26 protein-coding genes are annotated in these 17,545 nt (G+C 60.0%); 7 read left to right on the plus strand and 19 right to left on the minus strand.

The features are described 5' to 3' along the window. Nucleotides 1-217: 217 nt before the first annotated feature. Nucleotides 218-415, plus strand: a complete 198-nt coding sequence (locus J3E64_RS19350; RefSeq protein WP_253344783.1) for a hypothetical protein — start codon at nt 218-220, stop codon at nt 413-415. Nucleotides 416-506: 91 nt separating this feature from the next. Beyond that, a complete protein-coding gene (locus J3E64_RS19355; RefSeq protein ID WP_253344785.1) occupies nt 507-764 on the plus strand; it encodes a hypothetical protein in 258 nt (85 codons plus the stop codon). Here the strand turns inward: J3E64_RS19355 and J3E64_RS19360 are convergent. The 8 genes from J3E64_RS19360 to J3E64_RS19395 all read right to left on the minus strand — a co-directional run bounded on the left by J3E64_RS19360 (nt 761) and on the right by J3E64_RS19395 (nt 5,638). Beyond that, complete coding sequence (locus tag J3E64_RS19360) at nt 761-1,096, minus strand: hypothetical protein (protein WP_253344786.1); 336 nt, start codon at nt 1,094-1,096, stop codon at nt 761-763. The two genes, J3E64_RS19355 and J3E64_RS19360, sit on opposite strands and share 4 nt — an antisense overlap. Nucleotides 1,097-1,233: 137 nt before the next feature. Continuing rightward, the gene (locus tag J3E64_RS19365) at nt 1,234-1,590 is read right to left on the minus strand and encodes a hypothetical protein (RefSeq protein ID WP_192669651.1); all 357 of its coding nucleotides are present in this window, start codon (nt 1,588-1,590) and stop codon (nt 1,234-1,236) included. Nucleotides 1,591-1,667: 77 nt separating this feature from the next. Next, entirely contained in the window at nt 1,668-1,952 is a 285-nt protein-coding gene (locus J3E64_RS19370) for a hypothetical protein (RefSeq protein ID WP_253344787.1), read from the minus strand. Between the two features lie 101 nt (nt 1,953-2,053). Beyond that, nucleotides 2,054-2,737 (minus strand): division plane positioning ATPase MipZ, encoded by a 684-nt coding sequence (locus J3E64_RS19375; protein ID WP_253344789.1) that lies wholly within the window; start codon nt 2,735-2,737, stop codon nt 2,054-2,056. Between the two features lie 207 nt (nt 2,738-2,944). Next, nucleotides 2,945-3,286, minus strand: a complete 342-nt coding sequence (locus tag J3E64_RS19380; RefSeq protein WP_253344791.1) for a single-stranded DNA-binding protein — start codon at nt 3,284-3,286, stop codon at nt 2,945-2,947. 328 nt (nt 3,287-3,614) lie between these two features. Continuing rightward, nucleotides 3,615-4,196: a recombinase family protein gene (locus tag J3E64_RS19385; RefSeq protein WP_253344793.1), complete on the minus strand. Its 582-nt coding sequence runs from the start codon at nt 4,194-4,196 to the stop codon at nt 3,615-3,617. Between the two features lie 123 nt (nt 4,197-4,319). Further along, a complete protein-coding gene (locus tag J3E64_RS19390) occupies nt 4,320-4,943 on the minus strand; it encodes a CHAT domain-containing protein (protein WP_253344795.1) in 624 nt (207 codons plus the stop codon). A 38-nt stretch (nt 4,944-4,981) separates the two neighbouring features. Beyond that, nucleotides 4,982-5,638, minus strand: a complete 657-nt coding sequence (locus J3E64_RS19395; protein ID WP_253344797.1) for a recombinase family protein — start codon at nt 5,636-5,638, stop codon at nt 4,982-4,984. A gap of 251 nt (nt 5,639-5,889) precedes the next feature. On the opposite strand from J3E64_RS19395, the gene J3E64_RS19400 reads away from it, so the two are divergent. After that, nucleotides 5,890-6,723, plus strand: coding sequence for a DUF3800 domain-containing protein (locus J3E64_RS19400; RefSeq protein ID WP_253344799.1), 834 nt, complete (start codon nt 5,890-5,892; stop codon nt 6,721-6,723). 90 nt (nt 6,724-6,813) lie between these two features. On the opposite strand, the gene J3E64_RS19405 is transcribed toward J3E64_RS19400, so the two are convergent. The 4 genes from J3E64_RS19405 to J3E64_RS19420 form a co-directional block, all read right to left on the minus strand. Continuing rightward, nucleotides 6,814-7,371 carry a hypothetical protein gene (locus J3E64_RS19405; protein WP_253344801.1) on the minus strand — a complete coding sequence of 186 codons (558 nt, stop codon included), beginning with the start codon at nt 7,369-7,371 and terminating at the stop codon, nt 6,814-6,816. 23 nt (nt 7,372-7,394) lie between these two features. After that, complete coding sequence (locus J3E64_RS19410; RefSeq protein WP_253344803.1) at nt 7,395-7,862, minus strand: hypothetical protein; 468 nt, start codon at nt 7,860-7,862, stop codon at nt 7,395-7,397. Between the two features lie 371 nt (nt 7,863-8,233). Further along, on the minus strand, nt 8,234-8,650 hold the full coding sequence (locus J3E64_RS19415) for a hypothetical protein (RefSeq protein WP_253344805.1): 417 nt from the start codon (nt 8,648-8,650) through the stop codon (nt 8,234-8,236). 2 nt (nt 8,651-8,652) lie between these two features. After that, complete coding sequence (locus tag J3E64_RS19420) at nt 8,653-9,243, minus strand: hypothetical protein (RefSeq protein ID WP_253344807.1); 591 nt, start codon at nt 9,241-9,243, stop codon at nt 8,653-8,655. A 131-nt stretch (nt 9,244-9,374) separates the two neighbouring features. Here J3E64_RS19420 and J3E64_RS19425 point away from each other — a divergent pair, with 131 nt between their 5' ends. The 3 genes from J3E64_RS19425 to J3E64_RS19435 are packed head-to-tail and all read left to right on the plus strand — an operon-like array spanning nt 9,375 to nt 11,205. Continuing rightward, nucleotides 9,375-9,788, plus strand: a complete 414-nt coding sequence (locus J3E64_RS19425) for a hypothetical protein (RefSeq protein ID WP_253344809.1) — start codon at nt 9,375-9,377, stop codon at nt 9,786-9,788. A gap of 35 nt (nt 9,789-9,823) precedes the next feature. Further along, the gene (locus tag J3E64_RS19430; protein ID WP_253344811.1) at nt 9,824-10,372 is read left to right on the plus strand and encodes a hypothetical protein; all 549 of its coding nucleotides are present in this window, start codon (nt 9,824-9,826) and stop codon (nt 10,370-10,372) included. Continuing rightward, nucleotides 10,372-11,205 carry a GIY-YIG nuclease family protein gene (locus J3E64_RS19435; RefSeq protein WP_253344813.1) on the plus strand — a complete coding sequence of 278 codons (834 nt, stop codon included), beginning with the start codon at nt 10,372-10,374 and terminating at the stop codon, nt 11,203-11,205. Before J3E64_RS19430 ends, J3E64_RS19435 begins: the two co-directional genes overlap by 1 nt. Nucleotides 11,206-11,217: 12 nt before the next feature. Here J3E64_RS19435 and J3E64_RS19440 read toward each other — a convergent pair whose 3' ends face one another. The 5 genes from J3E64_RS19440 to J3E64_RS19460 form a co-directional block, all read right to left on the minus strand. Further along, a complete protein-coding gene (locus tag J3E64_RS19440; protein ID WP_253344814.1) occupies nt 11,218-12,117 on the minus strand; it encodes a zeta toxin family protein in 900 nt (299 codons plus the stop codon). Nucleotides 12,118-12,125: 8 nt separating this feature from the next. Beyond that, nucleotides 12,126-12,401: a hypothetical protein gene (locus J3E64_RS19445; protein ID WP_253344850.1), complete on the minus strand. Its 276-nt coding sequence runs from the start codon at nt 12,399-12,401 to the stop codon at nt 12,126-12,128. A 351-nt stretch (nt 12,402-12,752) separates the two neighbouring features. Then, nucleotides 12,753-13,055, minus strand: coding sequence for a hypothetical protein (locus J3E64_RS19450; protein ID WP_253344815.1), 303 nt, complete (start codon nt 13,053-13,055; stop codon nt 12,753-12,755). A gap of 70 nt (nt 13,056-13,125) precedes the next feature. After that, entirely contained in the window at nt 13,126-15,039 is a 1,914-nt protein-coding gene (locus J3E64_RS19455) for a ParB/RepB/Spo0J family partition protein (RefSeq protein ID WP_253344852.1), read from the minus strand. Beyond that, nucleotides 14,964-15,356, minus strand: coding sequence for a DUF3768 domain-containing protein (locus J3E64_RS19460; protein ID WP_253344816.1), 393 nt, complete (start codon nt 15,354-15,356; stop codon nt 14,964-14,966). Before J3E64_RS19460 ends, J3E64_RS19455 begins: the two co-directional genes overlap by 76 nt. 454 nt (nt 15,357-15,810) lie before the next feature. Here J3E64_RS19460 and J3E64_RS19465 point away from each other — a divergent pair, with 454 nt between their 5' ends. After that, a complete protein-coding gene (locus J3E64_RS19465; protein ID WP_253344817.1) occupies nt 15,811-16,161 on the plus strand; it encodes a hypothetical protein in 351 nt (116 codons plus the stop codon). A 147-nt stretch (nt 16,162-16,308) separates the two neighbouring features. Here J3E64_RS19465 and J3E64_RS19470 read toward each other — a convergent pair whose 3' ends face one another. Further along, nucleotides 16,309-16,941 (minus strand): hypothetical protein, encoded by a 633-nt coding sequence (locus tag J3E64_RS19470; RefSeq protein ID WP_253344819.1) that lies wholly within the window; start codon nt 16,939-16,941, stop codon nt 16,309-16,311. Nucleotides 16,942-16,967: 26 nt separating this feature from the next. Continuing rightward, nucleotides 16,968-17,504 carry a thermonuclease family protein gene (locus J3E64_RS20890; protein ID WP_367398654.1) on the minus strand — a complete coding sequence of 179 codons (537 nt, stop codon included), beginning with the start codon at nt 17,502-17,504 and terminating at the stop codon, nt 16,968-16,970. Between the last annotated feature and the right edge of the window lie 41 nt (nt 17,505-17,545).

Below are 17,545 nucleotides of genomic sequence, written 5' to 3' on the forward strand. Positions count from 1 at the left end.
CAAAAAACGTGGACGGGGCGGTGGGCTTGTCGATCGGCGCGCGACTGGTCCAAACTACGTCCCTGACTGCGCCGTCACGATATGAGCGGGAAGCGGAGCGGCTTCGCCGCGCGTGGTTTGATTGGGTGTTCGGCCATCAGACGCATTCCGCCCAATATGGACATTGCACGCGACTGCGCTAGAACAGTCCGGATTTGTCTTTTCGAGATGCTGGACTATGATCTTGTTGGCGGTGATTTTCGCGTGCGTTGCGATCTATTGCGCGTGGATCATTCGCCGGGACACGATCGAACTCAACACGATCTTGGACAGGCGGGTGCGCGATCGTGGCAGGCAAATCGTCCAGTGGCACTTTCGGGCGGCGATCGCCTCGGTCTGCGGCATGGCAATCGCCTTGCTGGCTGCACTGATATGACGCACTCGCGCGCTATGACCTCAACCGACGCTCCCCGTTCGGCCCCGCGCTGATCGCCGCCCAACTCATCACAACAGGAAGGAAATCAACCATGGCAAAGGCTCCGGCACTCGAAACAATCCGCCAGGAACGCGCAAAGGCTGAGCAGCTTCTGGCGGACATAATGAAGCGAGAGCGTGACGCGGAGGAAGCCTTGCGCGATGCTGGTAGGCCGGTGCTTCTCGCGGCGCTCGAACGGATCAAGATCGGCGAATTGGAACGGGCAGACGCAAAGGCCATCGCAACCGCCCTCGCCAAGCACGGGGGCGCGAAGGTGGCTGCGGCACTTACTGCGTTGAAGGCGGACTAGAAGCGGCCTTCCCGTTCGCGGCGGTGGTGCTGCTCAATGAGGCGCGCGTATTCGGCGTCATGGTCAAAGCCGCGATCGGGCACGTCATCGTCGGGCGCCTTCCCGCCGAAGATGCCGCCAACCACCGACAGGATCGCATAGCTGGCGATGCCCATGCCCAGCGCCAACAGCACGGGCTGCGCGTCACCCGCGTTCCATGATCCGAACAGGCAGAAAGCGGCAAAAGCGAGCGAGACGATGCCGCGAAACCGCACGGCTAGCGCCGCCGCAATCAGTGCGATCACGACGATGACGCCCGTGGGCATGTCGGCAAAGATGCTCGTGATGCTCATAGCGGCTTCTCCTGTCACCATGCGCCTCATGACGCTGGTGGTGACGGGGAAGCCGATATTGGGGGGGCGATTCCCCCGCCACGCACTCTAGGATTTAGGTGGACGAATATTCACTTCAACACAAATTCGGATATTGCTCATTGCACCGGATAGGGCAGCAGGCGTTGATCGCCGCTGTCGATTCCCAGCAGGCCAAACAGGTCGTTCAACAAAATGTCCGGCAAGCCAGGATAGAGCGCGGCGAGGTTCACGAGATTGTCGGCCGCGCGGATCTTCTGGCCGATGTGAACCAGATGGGTCGCCGGCGTCTCGATCAGCGCGCGAGCTGCCCAGGCGTGAGAAGCGGCGGCATCTTCGGAAATGTCGTCGCCAGCATTGCGAGCGCGGGCTACCTCGGCCTGCAAGCTGGTGCAGGCTTCTCGATATTCGGCAAGGACTGATGCCCACGCGGAATCGCTCGTCGGTGCCGGATTGGCTAGGGTGTTGTCAGTCATGATTCGCAAGCTCCGTTTGCGGTTGTGATTAGGGAGAGGACGCCGGGTGCAACCGGCGTTCGCTCCCGCTCTTTGGGTCAGCCAGCAGCCTCCCCGCTCGATCCGCCTCGACCTTCCTCGGCGGCCTCGATCATGTCGCGGAAATCTTGGATCGACTGCCACAGCGCACGATAACCGCGCCCTTCCGTGTATCGCTCGAACCATTCCGCCAAATCCTGCGGCGCGCGAATGTAGAGCACCTGGCTTGGCGGTGGAGCGGGTCGCTTTCGCCGCCCTGCCCTGCCCTGCCCGCTCTCCGCACCCTGCCCGCGATCGGTGAACCCCAGCGCCTCCCCGCGCTCGACCGCCGCACGCTCCCGCATGGGGTCCAAGGGGACAGGACCGGACGGAAGGCCGCTAACGTCGATCCCCTTCCCTTTCTGCTCTCCTGAGCCTCCCGCGGGCTTTTTGAAGCCAAAGTCCGTCATGCCGGGTATTCCTCTCTCAGTGCGGCAATGACCGCCTCGGTAAGCTGCTGGGCGTTCTCCTGCGCCTTCGCCAGTCCTGACGTATTGGCGGGATCTAGTTCGCTCAAAAGCGCGCCGAACTCGTAAATGTCTCGATAGGCGGCACGCTCGACCAGGCCGATCGGAAGCGTGGGCAATCCCGCCGCCTCGATGGCGCTGGCGATGCGCTTGGAAGTTTTGGTAGCGATGGCTGCACTATCCCGGCTCCGGACGAGACGAAACGGAATGCGGCGGCCAAGCGCCTCCCCCTCCTCGTCAATCAGCGCGACCGCCGTTGCCGCAAGCTCTGCGTCCACCGGCGATTGATTGAATGGCACAAGGACCATGTGCGAGCGCGCCAAGGCGCGCGAAGTCATGCGTGACGCGGCCCCCTCAAGGTCGATGATGACAATGCTATGCTCGCCAGCCAGGCGCTCGATTGTCTGGATCATTTCGCCCTCAGTCGGACGCGGAACGACGGTATAAGGCATGGCCTTTTTCGCGCCGGCCCGCTTCGCCGCCCATTTCGCAATGATCGCGTTGGGATCGGCGTCGATCACGGCGGCGTTGACCCCGCTCGCGGCGAGCTGGTCGGCAAGAACAAGGGCGAGCGTGGTCTTGCCCGCGCCGCCCTTGGGGTTGCCGATGGAAATGACGGACATGAAACCTCCTGAATGCGAAATCGCTTGCGCTTTCAATAGCGCAATTGCTGACGCTTTCACAAGCGCAATTGCAATCTAAATCGCAATTGATTTCGCAATCGCTTGCGCTGTCTAATTAGCAAGCATATTTGCAATCACCTGGCTTGCCTTTATGCTTGCAACTTAGCTTGCACGGCAAGGGCGACGCTGGCGCGCCGCCCTCCAGGCTCATGCGTCGTCGTCGTGCTGATCGTCGGCGGGCCTGCCGTTCTTGGCGATCACGGCGATGCGGTCAACGATCAGGTCAACGCCGTAAACCGTTTCGCCGTTTCGCTCATAGCGGCTCTGGCGGACGCGGCCAGTCGCATGAACCAAGTCGCCTTTGCCCATCTTTTCAGCGCGAGCGATGTTCTTGCCGAACAGGGTAACGCGGTTCCAGTGCGTATCGTCCTCCCATTCGTTCCCGACCTTGCGGCCATAATTGGCGGCGATGTCGAGAAAGGCCACCTTGTCCTTGATCTCCGCGCTGCCGATGCGGCCGATGATGCGAAATTCAGCGATGTTCTGCATGGTTCGTTCCTTCGTGTGTCGTTGCTGACGCACTTTGGAGGGACGGCCCCCCTGACGCGGGCAAGCTGAAAAACGGAGGGTCCGCTTGCGGAAGCCGTAGGCGCGAAGCGCCGGTTTTCTGCTTGGGGCCGAAGGCCCGAACCCGCATGAGACAGGGGGAGCCGCCCAGGTGCGTCAATCAGAAACGGCGGCGCGAAGGATGGACCAGTGCGCTCGCTATGATCCACAAGCACAAGGGCCTGGGGTGCTGCGCCCAAGGATGGGTAGGGAGTCTAGGTGCCACCCCGGCCACGCAACGGAGAAGGGGAGAGGAGGGCGCCTCGATCTGCTACACCACCTCCTGCTCGGCAAGCTTCTCCGCACGGAGACGCTTATAGATGGCCTGGCGCGTGACGTTCAGCAGGCTCGCGACTGCAACGACGCTCATATTGTGAGGCTCGGTCAAAAGCGGCTTGGCCTGCTTCCACTGTTCCTCCGGGATGACCGGCGGCCTGCCGAGCTTCTTGCTCGCACGCCGCGCCGCTTGAAGTTCGGCGTTGGCGCGCCCACGGATCACGTCTCGCCCGAACTGCGCGAACGCGCCGACCATATGGAAGAACAATCTGCCTGCAGGCGTCACCGTCTCGATCTGCTCGTTGAGGGATCGGAAGCCAACCCCAAGGCTTCCAAGCAATTCAAGCTCGGCTATCAGCGAGGGGAGGGAGCTGCCCAAGCGGTCGAGCCGCCAAATCACGATCTCATCGCCAGCGCGCGCGTGGCGCAGCATGTCGCCATAAGCGGGCTTGAACACGGCCGATCCACTGACCCCCGTATCCTCGAAAATTTCATCTGCCCCAGCAGCGCGAAGCGCGTCGATCTGCTGGGCAAGGTTTTGCTCGCCGGTGCTGACACGGGCATATCCGAGCCTCATCGACCGTTCTCCTTTTGTACCAGAAGGACAATAGGGAAGGGTGATTTTCTGTCAACTTAATCGGCACATTTTTTCCGATTAAGTTGACATCGGGAAAACCGGAAAATTGTGCGCCGCAAACGGCTAAGCGGCGTCAGGCCTAGTGAAAGGTCCGATTGTCACCTTCTCGATAGTGTCATCATCACACCGATAATAGAGACGAAATCGTTCCTGCACGAGCGAAGCGCAAATCCCGACATTCTTCTTAATACGCCTCACCGCCATGGATCTTTTACCGCCCTTGAACATAAGGTGGTAAAACGCCGTCCAGAACACGGCCGCGTCATCGAATTTGATGCTATTCATCGGCGCAAGCACGGACAAGCACTTGCTTTGACTGAGCAGGCTTTGGGCAAAAGTGCTGCGTGCCGCCAAGCACGACGACAAAAAGACCCGCCGATTTTCCACGTGAGGCGCAAGTATTTCCGCCATGTCATCTGACGCAATCGGGCCGGTCGTGAGGTGAAAGCCGGTAGCTCGTCCTTTGGCATTCACTGTGCCATGGCATGACAGGTGCAAGTACCGATGGTCGGATTCACCAAATTCCTTGGCGACAGCCCGAAGCTCTTCCTCAGTCCTGATATATGCGTAGGCGCTGCTCTTTCCAGAGAGCTGCAACGTCCGAGATATGATCTCACCTTCTTTGTGAGTTTGCTCCTCAAGGAAGCCCAAACTTTCAATGAAGCAAACGGTGGGCTCTGTGGACATAACAACTCTCAACTCAGGAAAGAGACGAATGTAGCCATCTATCGTTGCAGGGCAGGGGAGGGCGGTTCGGCCTGTTCACACGACCGCGAACGAAGGTCTCTGGCAATCTTAGCCAAGAGGGTCCGACTGCATCCGGTGGCATCCATGACCTCCCGCCAGGTGCGACCGTCACCCAGCATGGATGCGATGGCGACATTGCGCGCCTTGTTCTCGGGCCGCCCTTTATACAAGCCCGCAGCTTTGGCACGCGCCGTCCCTTCGGACTGGCGGCGGCGCCGATCATCATAATCTTTTCGGGCAACAGCAGCGAGAACATCGAGCATCATGTTGTTGACGGCAGAGAACATGCGCGCGGTAAAATCGTCGCCAGGGACAGCGAGGCTCCACGACGTGGGCAGGTCCAACGCCACGATCCGGACCTGCTTAGCGTCGATCTCCGATCGCAGCTTCATCCAATCCGGAGCCGTGAGGCGGGACAGCCGATCGACCTGCTCCACCAAAAGAACGTCGCCGGGTTCGCAATCTGCCAAAAGACGAAACAGCTCGGGCCGATCGAGCTTCGCCCCACTTTCGTTTTCCATGTAACGGGCGGCGATGCGCAAGCCTCGCTCGGCCGCGAACGCATCAAGAGCACCTCTCGCCCGAGAAGCGTCCTGCTGCGAGGTTGAGGCACGAAGATAAGCACGAACGAACATGGATGGTCTCTTTTAGGCAGTCCGTTTTAGTGCGGTCTCTTTTACGTTGTCAAACGGCAATAATGAGACTGGACCAAGACCAGTCCTCAAAAGGTATACCTAAAACGAACCTACCTGCAATTCCCTCCATGGAGGTGGCAGGATTGACATTTGGACGATCATTCATCATATGAGCATCGGACGCGGCTCACGGGCTGCCCCAATTCCGAGGCCCACGCTCTGCGTGGGCTTTCGCGATTCTGGGGGATGCCATGCTGTATTTCGCGTATTTAGATGAGTTTGGACATATAGGGCCATACATCGGTCGAAACGACCCCGCCCATAATGACAGCCCCGTTTTCGGGCTTGGCGGCATGATCCTTCCTTATACCTCAGTTCGGCATTTTTCGACCTGGTTCTATCAGCTCAAGTGCAACTTGCTGGCATGGGAAATTGAGAAGAGCGGCCAGCATCCCGCAACGTGGGAGAAGAAAGGTTCCGCACTCTACACGACGATGAACGTCAATAAATATCGGCAAGTCAGGACGGCAACAAACCGCCTTCTGAAAAAAATCCGGGATTGCGGAGGCCATGCTTTCTTTGTGGGCCTTCAAAAAAACCGCCCCGTTGCAGAGTTCAATTCGCAAGCATTGTACCTGACCGTCCTGGGCGAAGCCATGAAGCGCCTCAACCAATATGCCGATCAGAACGATTCCGACATGGTAATTGTGATGGACGAACATCAGGATCGAGACGCGATCCTGACGCGCGCGAGCCAGGCAATGTACGGCGGACCAAAACCACGGCGGCGGATCATCGAACCACCCTTTCAGGTGGAAAGCGAACGCTATCAGACTTGCCAATGCGCTGATTGGCTCTGTGGTCTATACGGCCGTATTGGCGCATTCCAGGCGCGCCCCGACGAATGGGGCGAGATGTCGTGGACGCAAACCTATTTCCAGGATCGTATCGACGCGGCTTCGATCCGAAGTTCGATCCGGCTCCAGACTGCCACAACAGAGGTTGAGAATGTGGATGCTCTTCCCGAGGTAGTCGATACGGGTTTAGCGCAGGCACCCGCTGCGGCTACTCCACCTGAAGACTAATAGGAAAATATCCCTTGGTAGTGGGCGGTGGTGCCCCGTCCAGCCACCAATGTTGACACGAGGACGGCGCGTAGGCTTGGGTTTCAAAAGTCAGTTGTTCAAAGCCTCTGCGACTTCGGGACGCAGTTTCCAGCGCCATTGCTCATAGCCCATCGCCTCCATGTCGGCGCGGCTGTCTCCATCCGCACCCGTCGCAAGGGCGAATGTCCATGTCGGCACGCCATTGAACGCGGGCGGATTCCATTCCAGCTCTTCGGCCAATTTCCGCCCCAGCGCGCCATACTGGCTATTCGCGGAGACATAGCTGTCATAGCCGCCTGCGGTTGCCAGCTCGGTCGCAGTCATGATGCTTTCCGGCGCCAGCAAATGGGCGCGCAACATTGCTGATTGTCCATCGGTGATGCTGATCGCGGCGAGGGCGGCCCGCACTTCTACCGCTGTCGGGAAGCCGTCCGGTCCTCTCGCGGCGCGCTGTACCGCATGGCTCGCGTCGATCGCCGCCTTGGCCGCGAGGATCGCGGCCTCCTCGGTTGCTCCTGAATGGACAATTCCAACGGCGACCTTTCCTCGAAAGGCCCGCGCATTCCACTCACCGCTGATCTTCATGCTCCGGATGATGTGGCGGCCGTAGGTGGTTTCTCTTGCCATCGTGGTATCCCTTCCGCTGGAAGTCAGCCGCGCTCGGCAAGTGCGATACGCATGGAAGCGACGGTCTGCGCTGCCATGATGCCTCGCCAATCCTCGTCGCCCTGCTTGAACCAGTTGAGCAAATGGGCCTCCGCATCCTTGGTGATCGTGCGAACCCGCTTCGTTAGCCCAGACCATGCACCGCGCAGCTCGCCGGTCGTCGATCCAACAAGCTCTGCAATAGCGGAGGTCATGAAGTCGCCATCGCGATTGACGATCTCTTGAAGGATCAGCGTCGTTTTCTCGCTGCACTTGTTCAGAAACAGCTTGGCCTCCGCTACGTCGAGCTTCGCCAGTCCCTTTTCATTGCGCCCCTCTACGGCCGAATCCACCGCTCCGATCGACGCCTCGCCCCCGAGCTGTGACACGACATACGCCATAATCGCCTGCTGTACTGGAGGATCGAACGCCTTGTAGGCGCTCGCCGGGATCGTTATGCTAAATTCGCTCATTTTCGATGCCTTTCGTCTCTCTACGTCGAATCATGTAGAATGACGTCTGCATTCCGTCAATCATGAAAAGGGCATTTCGTGCATTTTCGTGTATTATCGTCCTATCATGTCCTTCCACGATGCTGTCGATCGCGCAGCCGGTCCCGCGCTGTCAGCCTTGACGCTTTCTTGGGGGTGGCGGAGGCCCGTCCATCCACCAATCAGGTTGCGTGTCTCCATCCAACCATTCGCCATCGTGAAGTTCACCAGCGTCAAATAAGAAATCGAACTCACCGCCGCCATCGCTCCACCCAAGCAAGATGTGCTTATTGTTCGGAGCGGTGCTGATCGGCTTCCAATCATCCCACATTGTCGGCATCTCAAAACCTTCCTTATTCCCGCCCATCTGAGCAAGACTGCATCCAAGCATGGACCCGCGCCACCTGGCCGGCGGCCTCGATACATAGCCGTTCAACATCGGCCGCGCCGGGATCGCGCGCCAGCTCGTCAAGCCGATGGGTCGAATAGAAGGGGGTGAGTGTCGGTGCCGTGGCTTGGGCTGCGTCGGTAGCCGTGAAACCATAGCGGCGCGCCGCATCAAGCCCGGCGACAAGATCATGGCGGGCGCGTAAGCAGTCAGCATGAGTGCCGCCGCCATGAAGAATGGCGGCCTTGGTCGCCAGCTCGAATGCTATGCTTGCCTGATGGAGCCGAATTTCAGGAAACGGCGGACCATCGGGGACGGGAAGGAACTCGATCGCTCTTTCCAGAAAGTCGGCCGCCCTCATCACGTCGAGCCTGGTCGTCACAGCTATGAAGCCCGCACGGGGGGGAGGGGCTTCCCCCAAGGGTCCATCACGGCGGCGGCAAGATCGGCGCGGGCCTGCTCAACCATCGGATCGTCAGACGCGGTTCCGGCATAGCCTGCGTCCCAAAGAATCTGCGCGGGGCCTCGGAATGGACCAGAATCCTGCTCGAACTCGCCGCCTGCGGCCAAGTCAGCAGCAAGGCCGTAAATGTCCATGACGCCGGTAACTTTCCGCGCGAAAGCCGTGAGCGGAATAAGGCGGTCGTTCGTCCAACGTAGGCCGAAATCGAGATCGCGGTGCCGGAGATGAAGGAAGAACATCACTACGGCTTCCGGGCCGCAATGACTGGCGAGGATGGCGGCCGTCATGACCATCATTTCTTGGGACTGGTTCTCATAGCGTTGGCCCAGACCGTAACCGAGCATGTCATCAAAATGAGAATGGGTCCGATTCAGACTGTGATGGGCGCGCAACGCTTTCGCGGCCGATAGTATCTCACGGAAACTCTCGGTGCAGTAATTCGCCTCTCGGTCCTGATTGGCCGGAGTGCGGCGCTTGGCTGTTTTCCGTCGAAACTTACCCCAAAAACACATCTTTCGGCTTCCTGCGCGGAACTGTCGGATTTCCCATATAAGATATTTCCGATACGAGAGGCAAGGCGCAGTCTATCAGATCGACGGGGCCAAATGGTTGATGCGAACGGCTAAGAAAGGGCAAATGCGGAATGGAAGATACTGAAAATCCCTCCGGCGCAATCCAAGAGGCGGTAACTTTAATGCGCGCCGCCCTGCGGTCGCTCGATGCCGCCAGGACCAATTTGAACGGCGCTGACGCCCATCTGCAAATGGCGATCGACGCGGCAAGCGGGGTCGCTCCGCTGGGCGAGGGAGCGAGCATCGAAGATGAAGCGGCAAGCCTCAATCTTCTCACCGTCGATAAAACCGTGGTCCGGGCAATGGGCGGCGCGCTTGCCTTGTTCGCCACCCTATTGTCGCGCCAAGGCCTAGTAACTTCCGCCGAAGTGGGAGAACTTCTCGGTATCTTTGCTGTCGTCACAGGCGAGGAGGACAGAACCGAGGGCCTGATTTTGGGCTGCTGGGCCGCTATGATCCGCGACCTGGCAGCGCGACAAGGCTAGGGTGCCACATTAGGGATTCGGGGGACGGGGCCGCAATGGCAAGCATCGACATGCACTCGCAACACTCGACGCTGCGCGAGCGCATTGTCGAGCATGTTTTCGTTGGCGAAGCACTTCGCACTTTATGGCGGCGCGGAATTACTGATGTAGAAATCCTGCGATCCGAGTTCGACGCTCACGGCTATGATCTAGTCATGGGGCGTGGAACGGTCGTTCGCCATATCCAGTTCAAGACCGGCATTCGCAGCAAGCCCGCTCCCGTATCGGTAGCACGGGCGCTTGCGGAAAAGCCCAGCGGTTGCGTGATCTGGATATGCGTCACGCTCAATCTCGATCTCGGTCCCTTTTGGTGGTTCGGCGGCCTTCCGGGTGAAGGACTGCCGGACCTCTCAGGCTTCGCCAGTCCGAAACGCATTGGGCGGCGTGAGGATGGCGATCGACCGCTTCGGGTCAATCATAGCAAGGTTCCCACAAAGCATTTTCGGCGGATAGAAACGATGGATGCGATGTTGGAAACGCTGTTCGGCCCGCTTCCCAGCGGCCCCGCGCCAGTGGTGGACGAAACTATAGAGACACTGGCCTGATGATGCTCACTTTTGGCGACCTTCTTGACCTGGCCGGGATCGGCCGATCATCCGTTCGGCTGCTGCGCCATCAAGATAACCGGCATCCGGGTTTCCCGACGCCCTATGCCCTCTGGCGCGATCACCGGCCCCGGTTTGAAGCATATCAGGAGACGCAGGGCTTTGGTGATGAACCGGACCTGCGCGCGCCGTATTGGGCCTCCTTCGTGGGCGTCCCTGGAAAGGAAACCCTGTTCGTCGGCCTTTACTCGGCCGAGCTGATCGGGCCGCTTGCACAGGATCGGCCGCACCCGATCACGGGAGGGCTGGAGCAGGCAGGGCATTGCAACCAATATCGCTTGGCGTTGCTCCCTGAATTGGCCGAATATGCGGGCCGCCTATGGATTGACTGGGGGAAGGGCTATCGGGCCTGGATTCAGCGGGGCGACCGCGTTCCCAAGCCGATTGTCGAGCTTCGCCGGACCTTTCGCGAAGATCCGTTCCCCGGCTTTGCGGCCCTCATCCTAAACCTGTCTGACATTGAGACGATGCCGGCGCATTGGGCGGAGGCCCTGCGCTCGACGCGCGGGATCTACCTCCTTACCTGCCCGCGAACACGGGAGCAGTATGTCGGCATGGCGTCCAGCGGTGAGGGGTTCTTGGGGCGCTGGCGGGAATATTTTTCGTCGGGCCATGGTGGAAACGTGGGCCTGAAAAGCCGCGATCCTAGCGACTATCAGGTGTCGATCCTCGAAACCGTTGGCACCGCGGCGACCCTTGCCGATCTCATGGAATTAGAGTGCCGTTGGAAGGACAAGCTGCAAAGTCGGCAAATGGGCCTCAACCGCAACTAACGCCCAGGCCCGCTATCGGTCGCGGTCATCCTCGCGGCGAGACGGGGAAGGGGGGATATTCTGGCCTCGATCCCGATCCGGTGCGCGCTGTTGGTCGCGGGCAGGGATGACGCCATGCTTTTGCAGGATGGGCGTAAGCCGCTCGATCTCGCGTTGCTTATACTGCGCCTCCTGCGCGGAGAGTGGGCGATTACGCTCGCCCTCCACGAGCTCGCGGGCGCGCGCTTCATTCGCTTTGGCCGGGGCGGTCAGGTCAAGGCGATGAATGGCCTCGCCGCCGCGCCGGTAGATCGTGAGACTATCGGCAAGGCGTCCATCTTGGATGCGGTCGAGGGTGTCGAGCATCCCGCGCAAGGCGTTCTGATGCGCTTCGGTGGTCGTCATGCGACCGACGCCCCGGCTTTCCTTCTGCGCGGCGTAACGCTGCAAGATGCCAAGGCTCGACATTTCAGGGCTGACGGCCAGTGCGCGCGCATCGGTCCTGAAACCGGCGTCCCGAAACTGGCGCAAGGTCCGCTCTACAGTGTCGGGGTTCCGCATGGTGCCTTCCACCAGCACATTGACGCGGCGCTGGGCGGCTTCGGCTATCGCCTTCTCAACCAAGCGGCCCGAATCCCGGTCTGTATAGAAGGCGGCGCTTTTGTCGTCGGCGCGCTGTAGGCCCTTATAATGCGGCAAATAGGCGCGAAGATCGTCCCCGATGATCTTCACAATTCCGCCCCGCTGCGCGAACTCCTGGGCGGCATGGTTCTGCATCGGGGTTTTCCCCGAACCGGGCTGACCACCCAAGACTATCGCCGTGGGCTGCTCGACGCTTTGGACATGGCGAAAGAGGCGCGGAGAAACGCGCGTCTCGTAGATTTTCTGTAGGGCGTCGGGCGAAAGGCTATGACGTTCGGGATCGCGGTCCATGCTGCCTCTTAGGCAGCGATGCGGACAGCTTCGGCAGCGTCACGCGCGCGGACAATCGCGCTATACTCGGAAAGCACCTGCCGGACATTCTCGGTATCGGTGACGTTGAGCGATTCCATGATCGCCGTCGCCTGATCCGTCCGCATTTCCAGCCAAGCGATGCGCGCTGCGTTCGGCGCGCCGTTCTGCTGCTCGAGCGCGATCTGCTCGCTATACCCGGCAATCACGTCATTGATCGCCTCAAGCGCCGCCTCATAGGCAATCGCCTGGTCCTGGGTCCACATCGCGGCAGTAGGGGCGCTGGTCGTCATACCGTTACCTATAGCATCAAGGGCTGAACGAATAAAGAACGGGAAGGGTGCGGCGGCGGCGCTGGTCTTTCGGCAAGCGCGAACTACACCATTCACGCTTGCCGAAAGTAGGCGGCCTGATGCTCAAGGCAGGGGCCGTGCATCCGCCTATCATTCAGAACGGGGAGGGCAAATCGTCGTCAGGCGAGCGGCGCGGCCCGTGCGGCGAATGGAATCTGCGTTTGGCCCCTTGAGGGGAAGGGGGCCGGTGGAGCATCGCTCCACCGGCCAGCACCACAGGCAACCTCGGACATTTCGCCTTCGTCCTTGGTTGCCCGGAAAGGGTTAGAGAGGGTCGCGCCACCGCTCAACAAGATCGGCCATGGCGTCCCGATAGCCGAAAGCATCGGCATAGATCGCGCCAGGATGCTGGCCAAGGAACGTGAAGATGATCGCCATATCGGCGGCGATGGCACGATCCACGCCGAACAGGTCGGCAATCGGGAAATGCCCCCAATCGTCACCATTCCACCAAGCGAGCAAGAAATTGGCGACCCGCGCCGATTGGCCGGTATCGGATCGGGCAATATCAACGAGCCGATCAAGCGCGGCCTTTACTTCGGGATCGGCCAGAATTTCGACGGACATAAGACAATCTCCTGTTCGCGCTATAGCAGTAAGGGGGCCGGTGAACCATCGCGGTCCACCGGCCAGCACATCAAGCCACCTCGGACATTGCGCCTTCGTCATCGGTCTGCTTGGAAGCGGGGGCGAAGCTGCGGGCCGGTTCCGGCAACCAGCTCGCGGGCAGGCGTTCGTTGACGGCAAGCGCAAGCTCACCCTTCTTCATCTTGGCGCAGTTCGCGGCGGCCTCCGCGCCGCATTCATCGCCAAGGATCGTCAACAGGCTGGACTTTTTCAGCCGGTCAAAGAATGGCTGGGTCGGCGTCCAAACGGTGCGAAGGTCAAGTCCTGCGGCCTGTGCGTATTCCTCCGCGCTATGCTGGCGCGCGCTAATCCCGCCATGGTTGAAAATCGTGCCGTTCAGCGTGATCGCAACCAAGCCTGCAAGCAACTGCATCTTGTCTGCCTGCTCCATGGCTCGGATCGTGGCAAAACGATCGGTCGCCGGAATGTCGTCAAACCGCTCGACTAGCTGCGGCTCGACTCGATCAAGGCTGCTGTTGTTCACCAATTCATCCTCCACCTGAATGAAGGCCCGGCTAGGCTTTATGTCGGCGGCCATGGTGTAGCTCTGCTGGCCGTGGATGATTTGCGCGGTCAGGGTGTCCAGCAGAATATCAAGAGCAAGATCAGGCTGCGCCGCGACGGCCTGTTGAAGCGCGAGAGTGCGAATGCCGGTCAACCGTTCGATCATGCTGGCAGGATAGGGGCCGCTCTCCACCGGCTCGGCCTTCACTTCTCCGATCTTCGCGCGCCAATGCCGGGTCTGCAACTCCCCATCATAACCGAGATACACGCATACGCCGCCGATGGCCTTTTGCTCATCCGTGAACGCATGAAAGCTATCGGCCAGTTCCTCGCGCTGGTCGAACAGGCTCGCCAGTTCGTCGCTGTCGCCATCCTGCTCAAGCTCCTCGATGCGCGCATCCAGCGCGGCAAGCTGTTCTGCTTCGTGCTCCGTCGCCTCTCGTGTCGTCGGTCGGATAGAGGGGCGGCTGTAAATGTCGTATGGAGCCTCGTCTGCGACCTCGACCACATGCCACCCTTCGGCCTTCAACTCGGCCTTGATGGCGTCCAGTTTCCCCCACACCAATTCATCGAGAATTTCCGGGTGATCGGCATAGCCATGCTTACCGAACAAATCCGCCGTGACGGTGCCGCCTGCGGCCTCATAGGCTTCCTCTCCGACAAACCGGAAAGCTGCGGAGTCCGTCCCGATCTTCTCGGCGGTGAGGGCACGCCGGATCGCATTGGCATTGTTGCCGCACCGTTCATAGGTGGCGATCTGCGCGGCATGGTCATCGCAGATTGTCAGCGCCTTGGCAGCATCCATGCCAATCTGATCGGCGGCGAAAGCATCGAGAATTTCCGGCGCGAGACTACCAAGCCGGAGCAACTGCGCGACATATCCAGCGCTGTATGTGAAGCGGGCAGCTATGTCCTCTGCTCCTAACCCGCCTTCATCGCGCAAGCTCACAAAGGCCCGCACCCTGTCGGCGGGGTGCATGTCCTCGCGCTGCTCGTTCTCGATCAGGGAGAGTTCCACGGCCTCGGCTTTATCCCTGATGGTGACGGGGACGGGGAAGGTTGCTGGAATGGCCTTGCGCTTCCGCAACAGGTCTAGGCCGCGAAACCGGCGGCCTCCGGCAAACACCAAATATTTCCCGCCTTCCTCATAGACGGTGAGGCTCTGCACGACACCATGGGCGAGGATGGACGTAGCCATTTGCTCAACCCCTTTCGGCTCGACCTTGCGGACATTGAGGGGGGAAAGACGAAGCTGCGAGACTTTGACGGTGATGGTCATGGTGAGATTCCTTGCGAATTGGGGGGGAAGGTGAGGGCGTGGAGTGCCGCTCTCGATGCGGCCGATCAGTATTCGTCGGCGCGAAGGATGGTCAGGACGCGGCAAGTCTGCTTCGGGTCCGACGGGTCGGGCGATCCCCATTCGGTCGCACGGTCGTAATAGTCGATCTTCCAATAGCAGCGGGTAGCGGCCCAATCGAACACGCCGAAATCCCGCTCTCCATGGGGGTTATTGTCCTCGCTGAAATCGCTGTAGCTGGCGACAATCCCCATTAGCTCGATCTGCTTGGCAATCGACGTGCCGGGGTCGGCATCGACCAGCGCGAGAATGCCCGCTGTCATCACGACGATGTTAGGGGCAGGGCTGGCAAGGTTGGCCCGCATCTGATCGTTCAGCGCCGCGACGTTCGCGCGGTAGGCCGCAATCTGATCGGCGGTCATCGTATCGAAATTCATCATGTGCTTTTTCCCTTCTTAAAATGGAGCCGAAGGCGATGGCCCCATCGACTTCTGCCCGGTGGCGAACCGGGTCGGGGAATGGCGCAAACATGGGCTGATCGCGGGGGAGGGGGATCACCCGCCCTGCACAAGCGAAGCGCGGAAGGGTGGGGATACCCCCGCGATCACCAAGCGGAGCCGCGCAGCGGCGGAGACGGCTTGGCCCTTGCGCCAGGGGGCCGGAACAGGCCCCAAGAACACGACAAATGACGCGGCGGCTCGTCCGCCTCATCTTGGGCTGAAGGACTCAACTGACGCCGTGGCTCGCCCTGGGCGGGTCATGTCGATCGCCGCGGTGAAGGGCGACGCTCGCCGGCGTCCTGAGCCGCACCAACAACAACGCCGTCAGAATCTCGCGAGCGAGATCCGACGCCCGTTTATGGACGGTGGCAGGGCCGGTTGATATGGGTGGGACATGAGCAGCATCGACCGAATTATTCCACGCTGGGCCTCGTCATGGGGCCAGCTCACGCGCTCAAAGGCGCTGGTGCGCTCGCAATGCCGATGCTGCGGCATTCAACAGCGCGTCGATGCGTCGATACAGGCGCTCCGCTTCGGCGCCGGAACCTCGCCTGTCGACCAGCTCGACGGATGCAACGTGGTCGGCTGTCATGGCAGGGTCTATTTCTTGGTAGCCCGAACCTACGGGCGGCAATGGCTGACCATGCTTTCGCGTGACGAGCTGCGCGCGGCGCTGGCATCCGCAGCACCCGCTGCCAACGCGGTTTCGCTCGACCTGGTCCGCCTCGGCCGCCCCCGATCCTAAGTTAAGGCAGGCATAGCGTCTCGCGCGGCCGAATCTGGAATTTTGCAGTTGTGCCGGGGCGGTCGCGTTACCCCGGCACGAGGTAGCCTTTGCCTGCGCCAAGATTTTAAAACAACAGCGAAAGGCAACAATTCGTCCCTATCACCGCTATTTGGCAACGTATTGCTCGTAGAATGTCTTGAGATTCGGGACGAATGTTTTGGCAATATCCCTGGTCTCATAGGTCATGCTGCGTTCGGTGCCTTCAATCCTCACGGCCAATGCAGTCGCATTGACTATTCTCTGATATTGTTCTGCCGTCAGGTCCGCAAAGCCGGTTTCAGTGACCGCCGCTGATGCAGAGCGCGTGATGCTGTTGTAGGTCGTCGCGGAACTCCACTTGCTGTCACCGCGCTTGATGGCGAGGGCGATTGGTCCACCTTCACCCGTTATAAACGTAATACGCTGGGGAGCGCCCAACGTGAGCGGAGAACCGTAGTTCGTGCTGTAATCGGCTTCATTATGGATGAAAAAACTCAGAGCAACTACCGCCCCCGAAGCCCGATTTTTGACGGCAAACGGCTCGATGAAAACGCCCTTGTCATCAATATGGACGCCGCCTGCCAAGGATTTCTTGCTGATGCGATTATACAAGCCGGAATAGGTCGTCAGTCCATCGGCGGAAAACCTGTCGTCGGATTGCTCAACCTTGAACTTCGGGAGGCCGAACAGCCCAGCTTGGGCAGGCGTTGCAATAACGAATGCCAAAGCGACGATTGAGCCTAAGTCAATTTTCCGCATGAATGCCCCCCAAGTCCAAATACCTGTTACCGCCAGACTCTCGCCAAGCCCATCGACACAAGATGATCGCCGGCGTCTCGACCATTGACGCTCAGCCTCGCGAGCGTGCGGCCATAGCGATCAGTGCCATCACGCGAGATAGTTACCGACCCACCAGCGAGAAATGACGCCAGCTCATCGCGACTGCGCTCAGCCAGGGCATAGTCGCACCAGCCATTCCGGCGTGGATCTTCGCACTTCGGGCTTCCCGGCATTTCCGGTGCATCAATATTCTCGATGCGAACCCGCTCGCCCGCGCATGTGCGGATTGTGTCTCCATCATGGACATTTGCCACGCACAGAGACGGCGTAGTGTTGGCGGCCGCAGTGTTATTTGCAAATCCGGTCCATCCTGACGGCAGCCAGTTGCTTAGAGTAAGACCGAGGCCGCCACCGGCAATAAGGCCAACGCCAACAATCATTGCCGTGCTCAGTCCCGTTTTTGCTCGACGGGACATGGGGCCGGAGCGCGATCTACGCCGCCGGAATTGCAATACGTTGTCGGCACCCCGCTTCTTACCCATCAAATTGGTATCGGTGGCAAAGGGTCGCTAAGCAAGCTCTA

This window comes from Sphingobium sp. OAS761 (assembly GCF_024168485.1).
Taxonomy (GTDB): domain Bacteria; phylum Pseudomonadota; class Alphaproteobacteria; order Sphingomonadales; family Sphingomonadaceae; genus Sphingobium.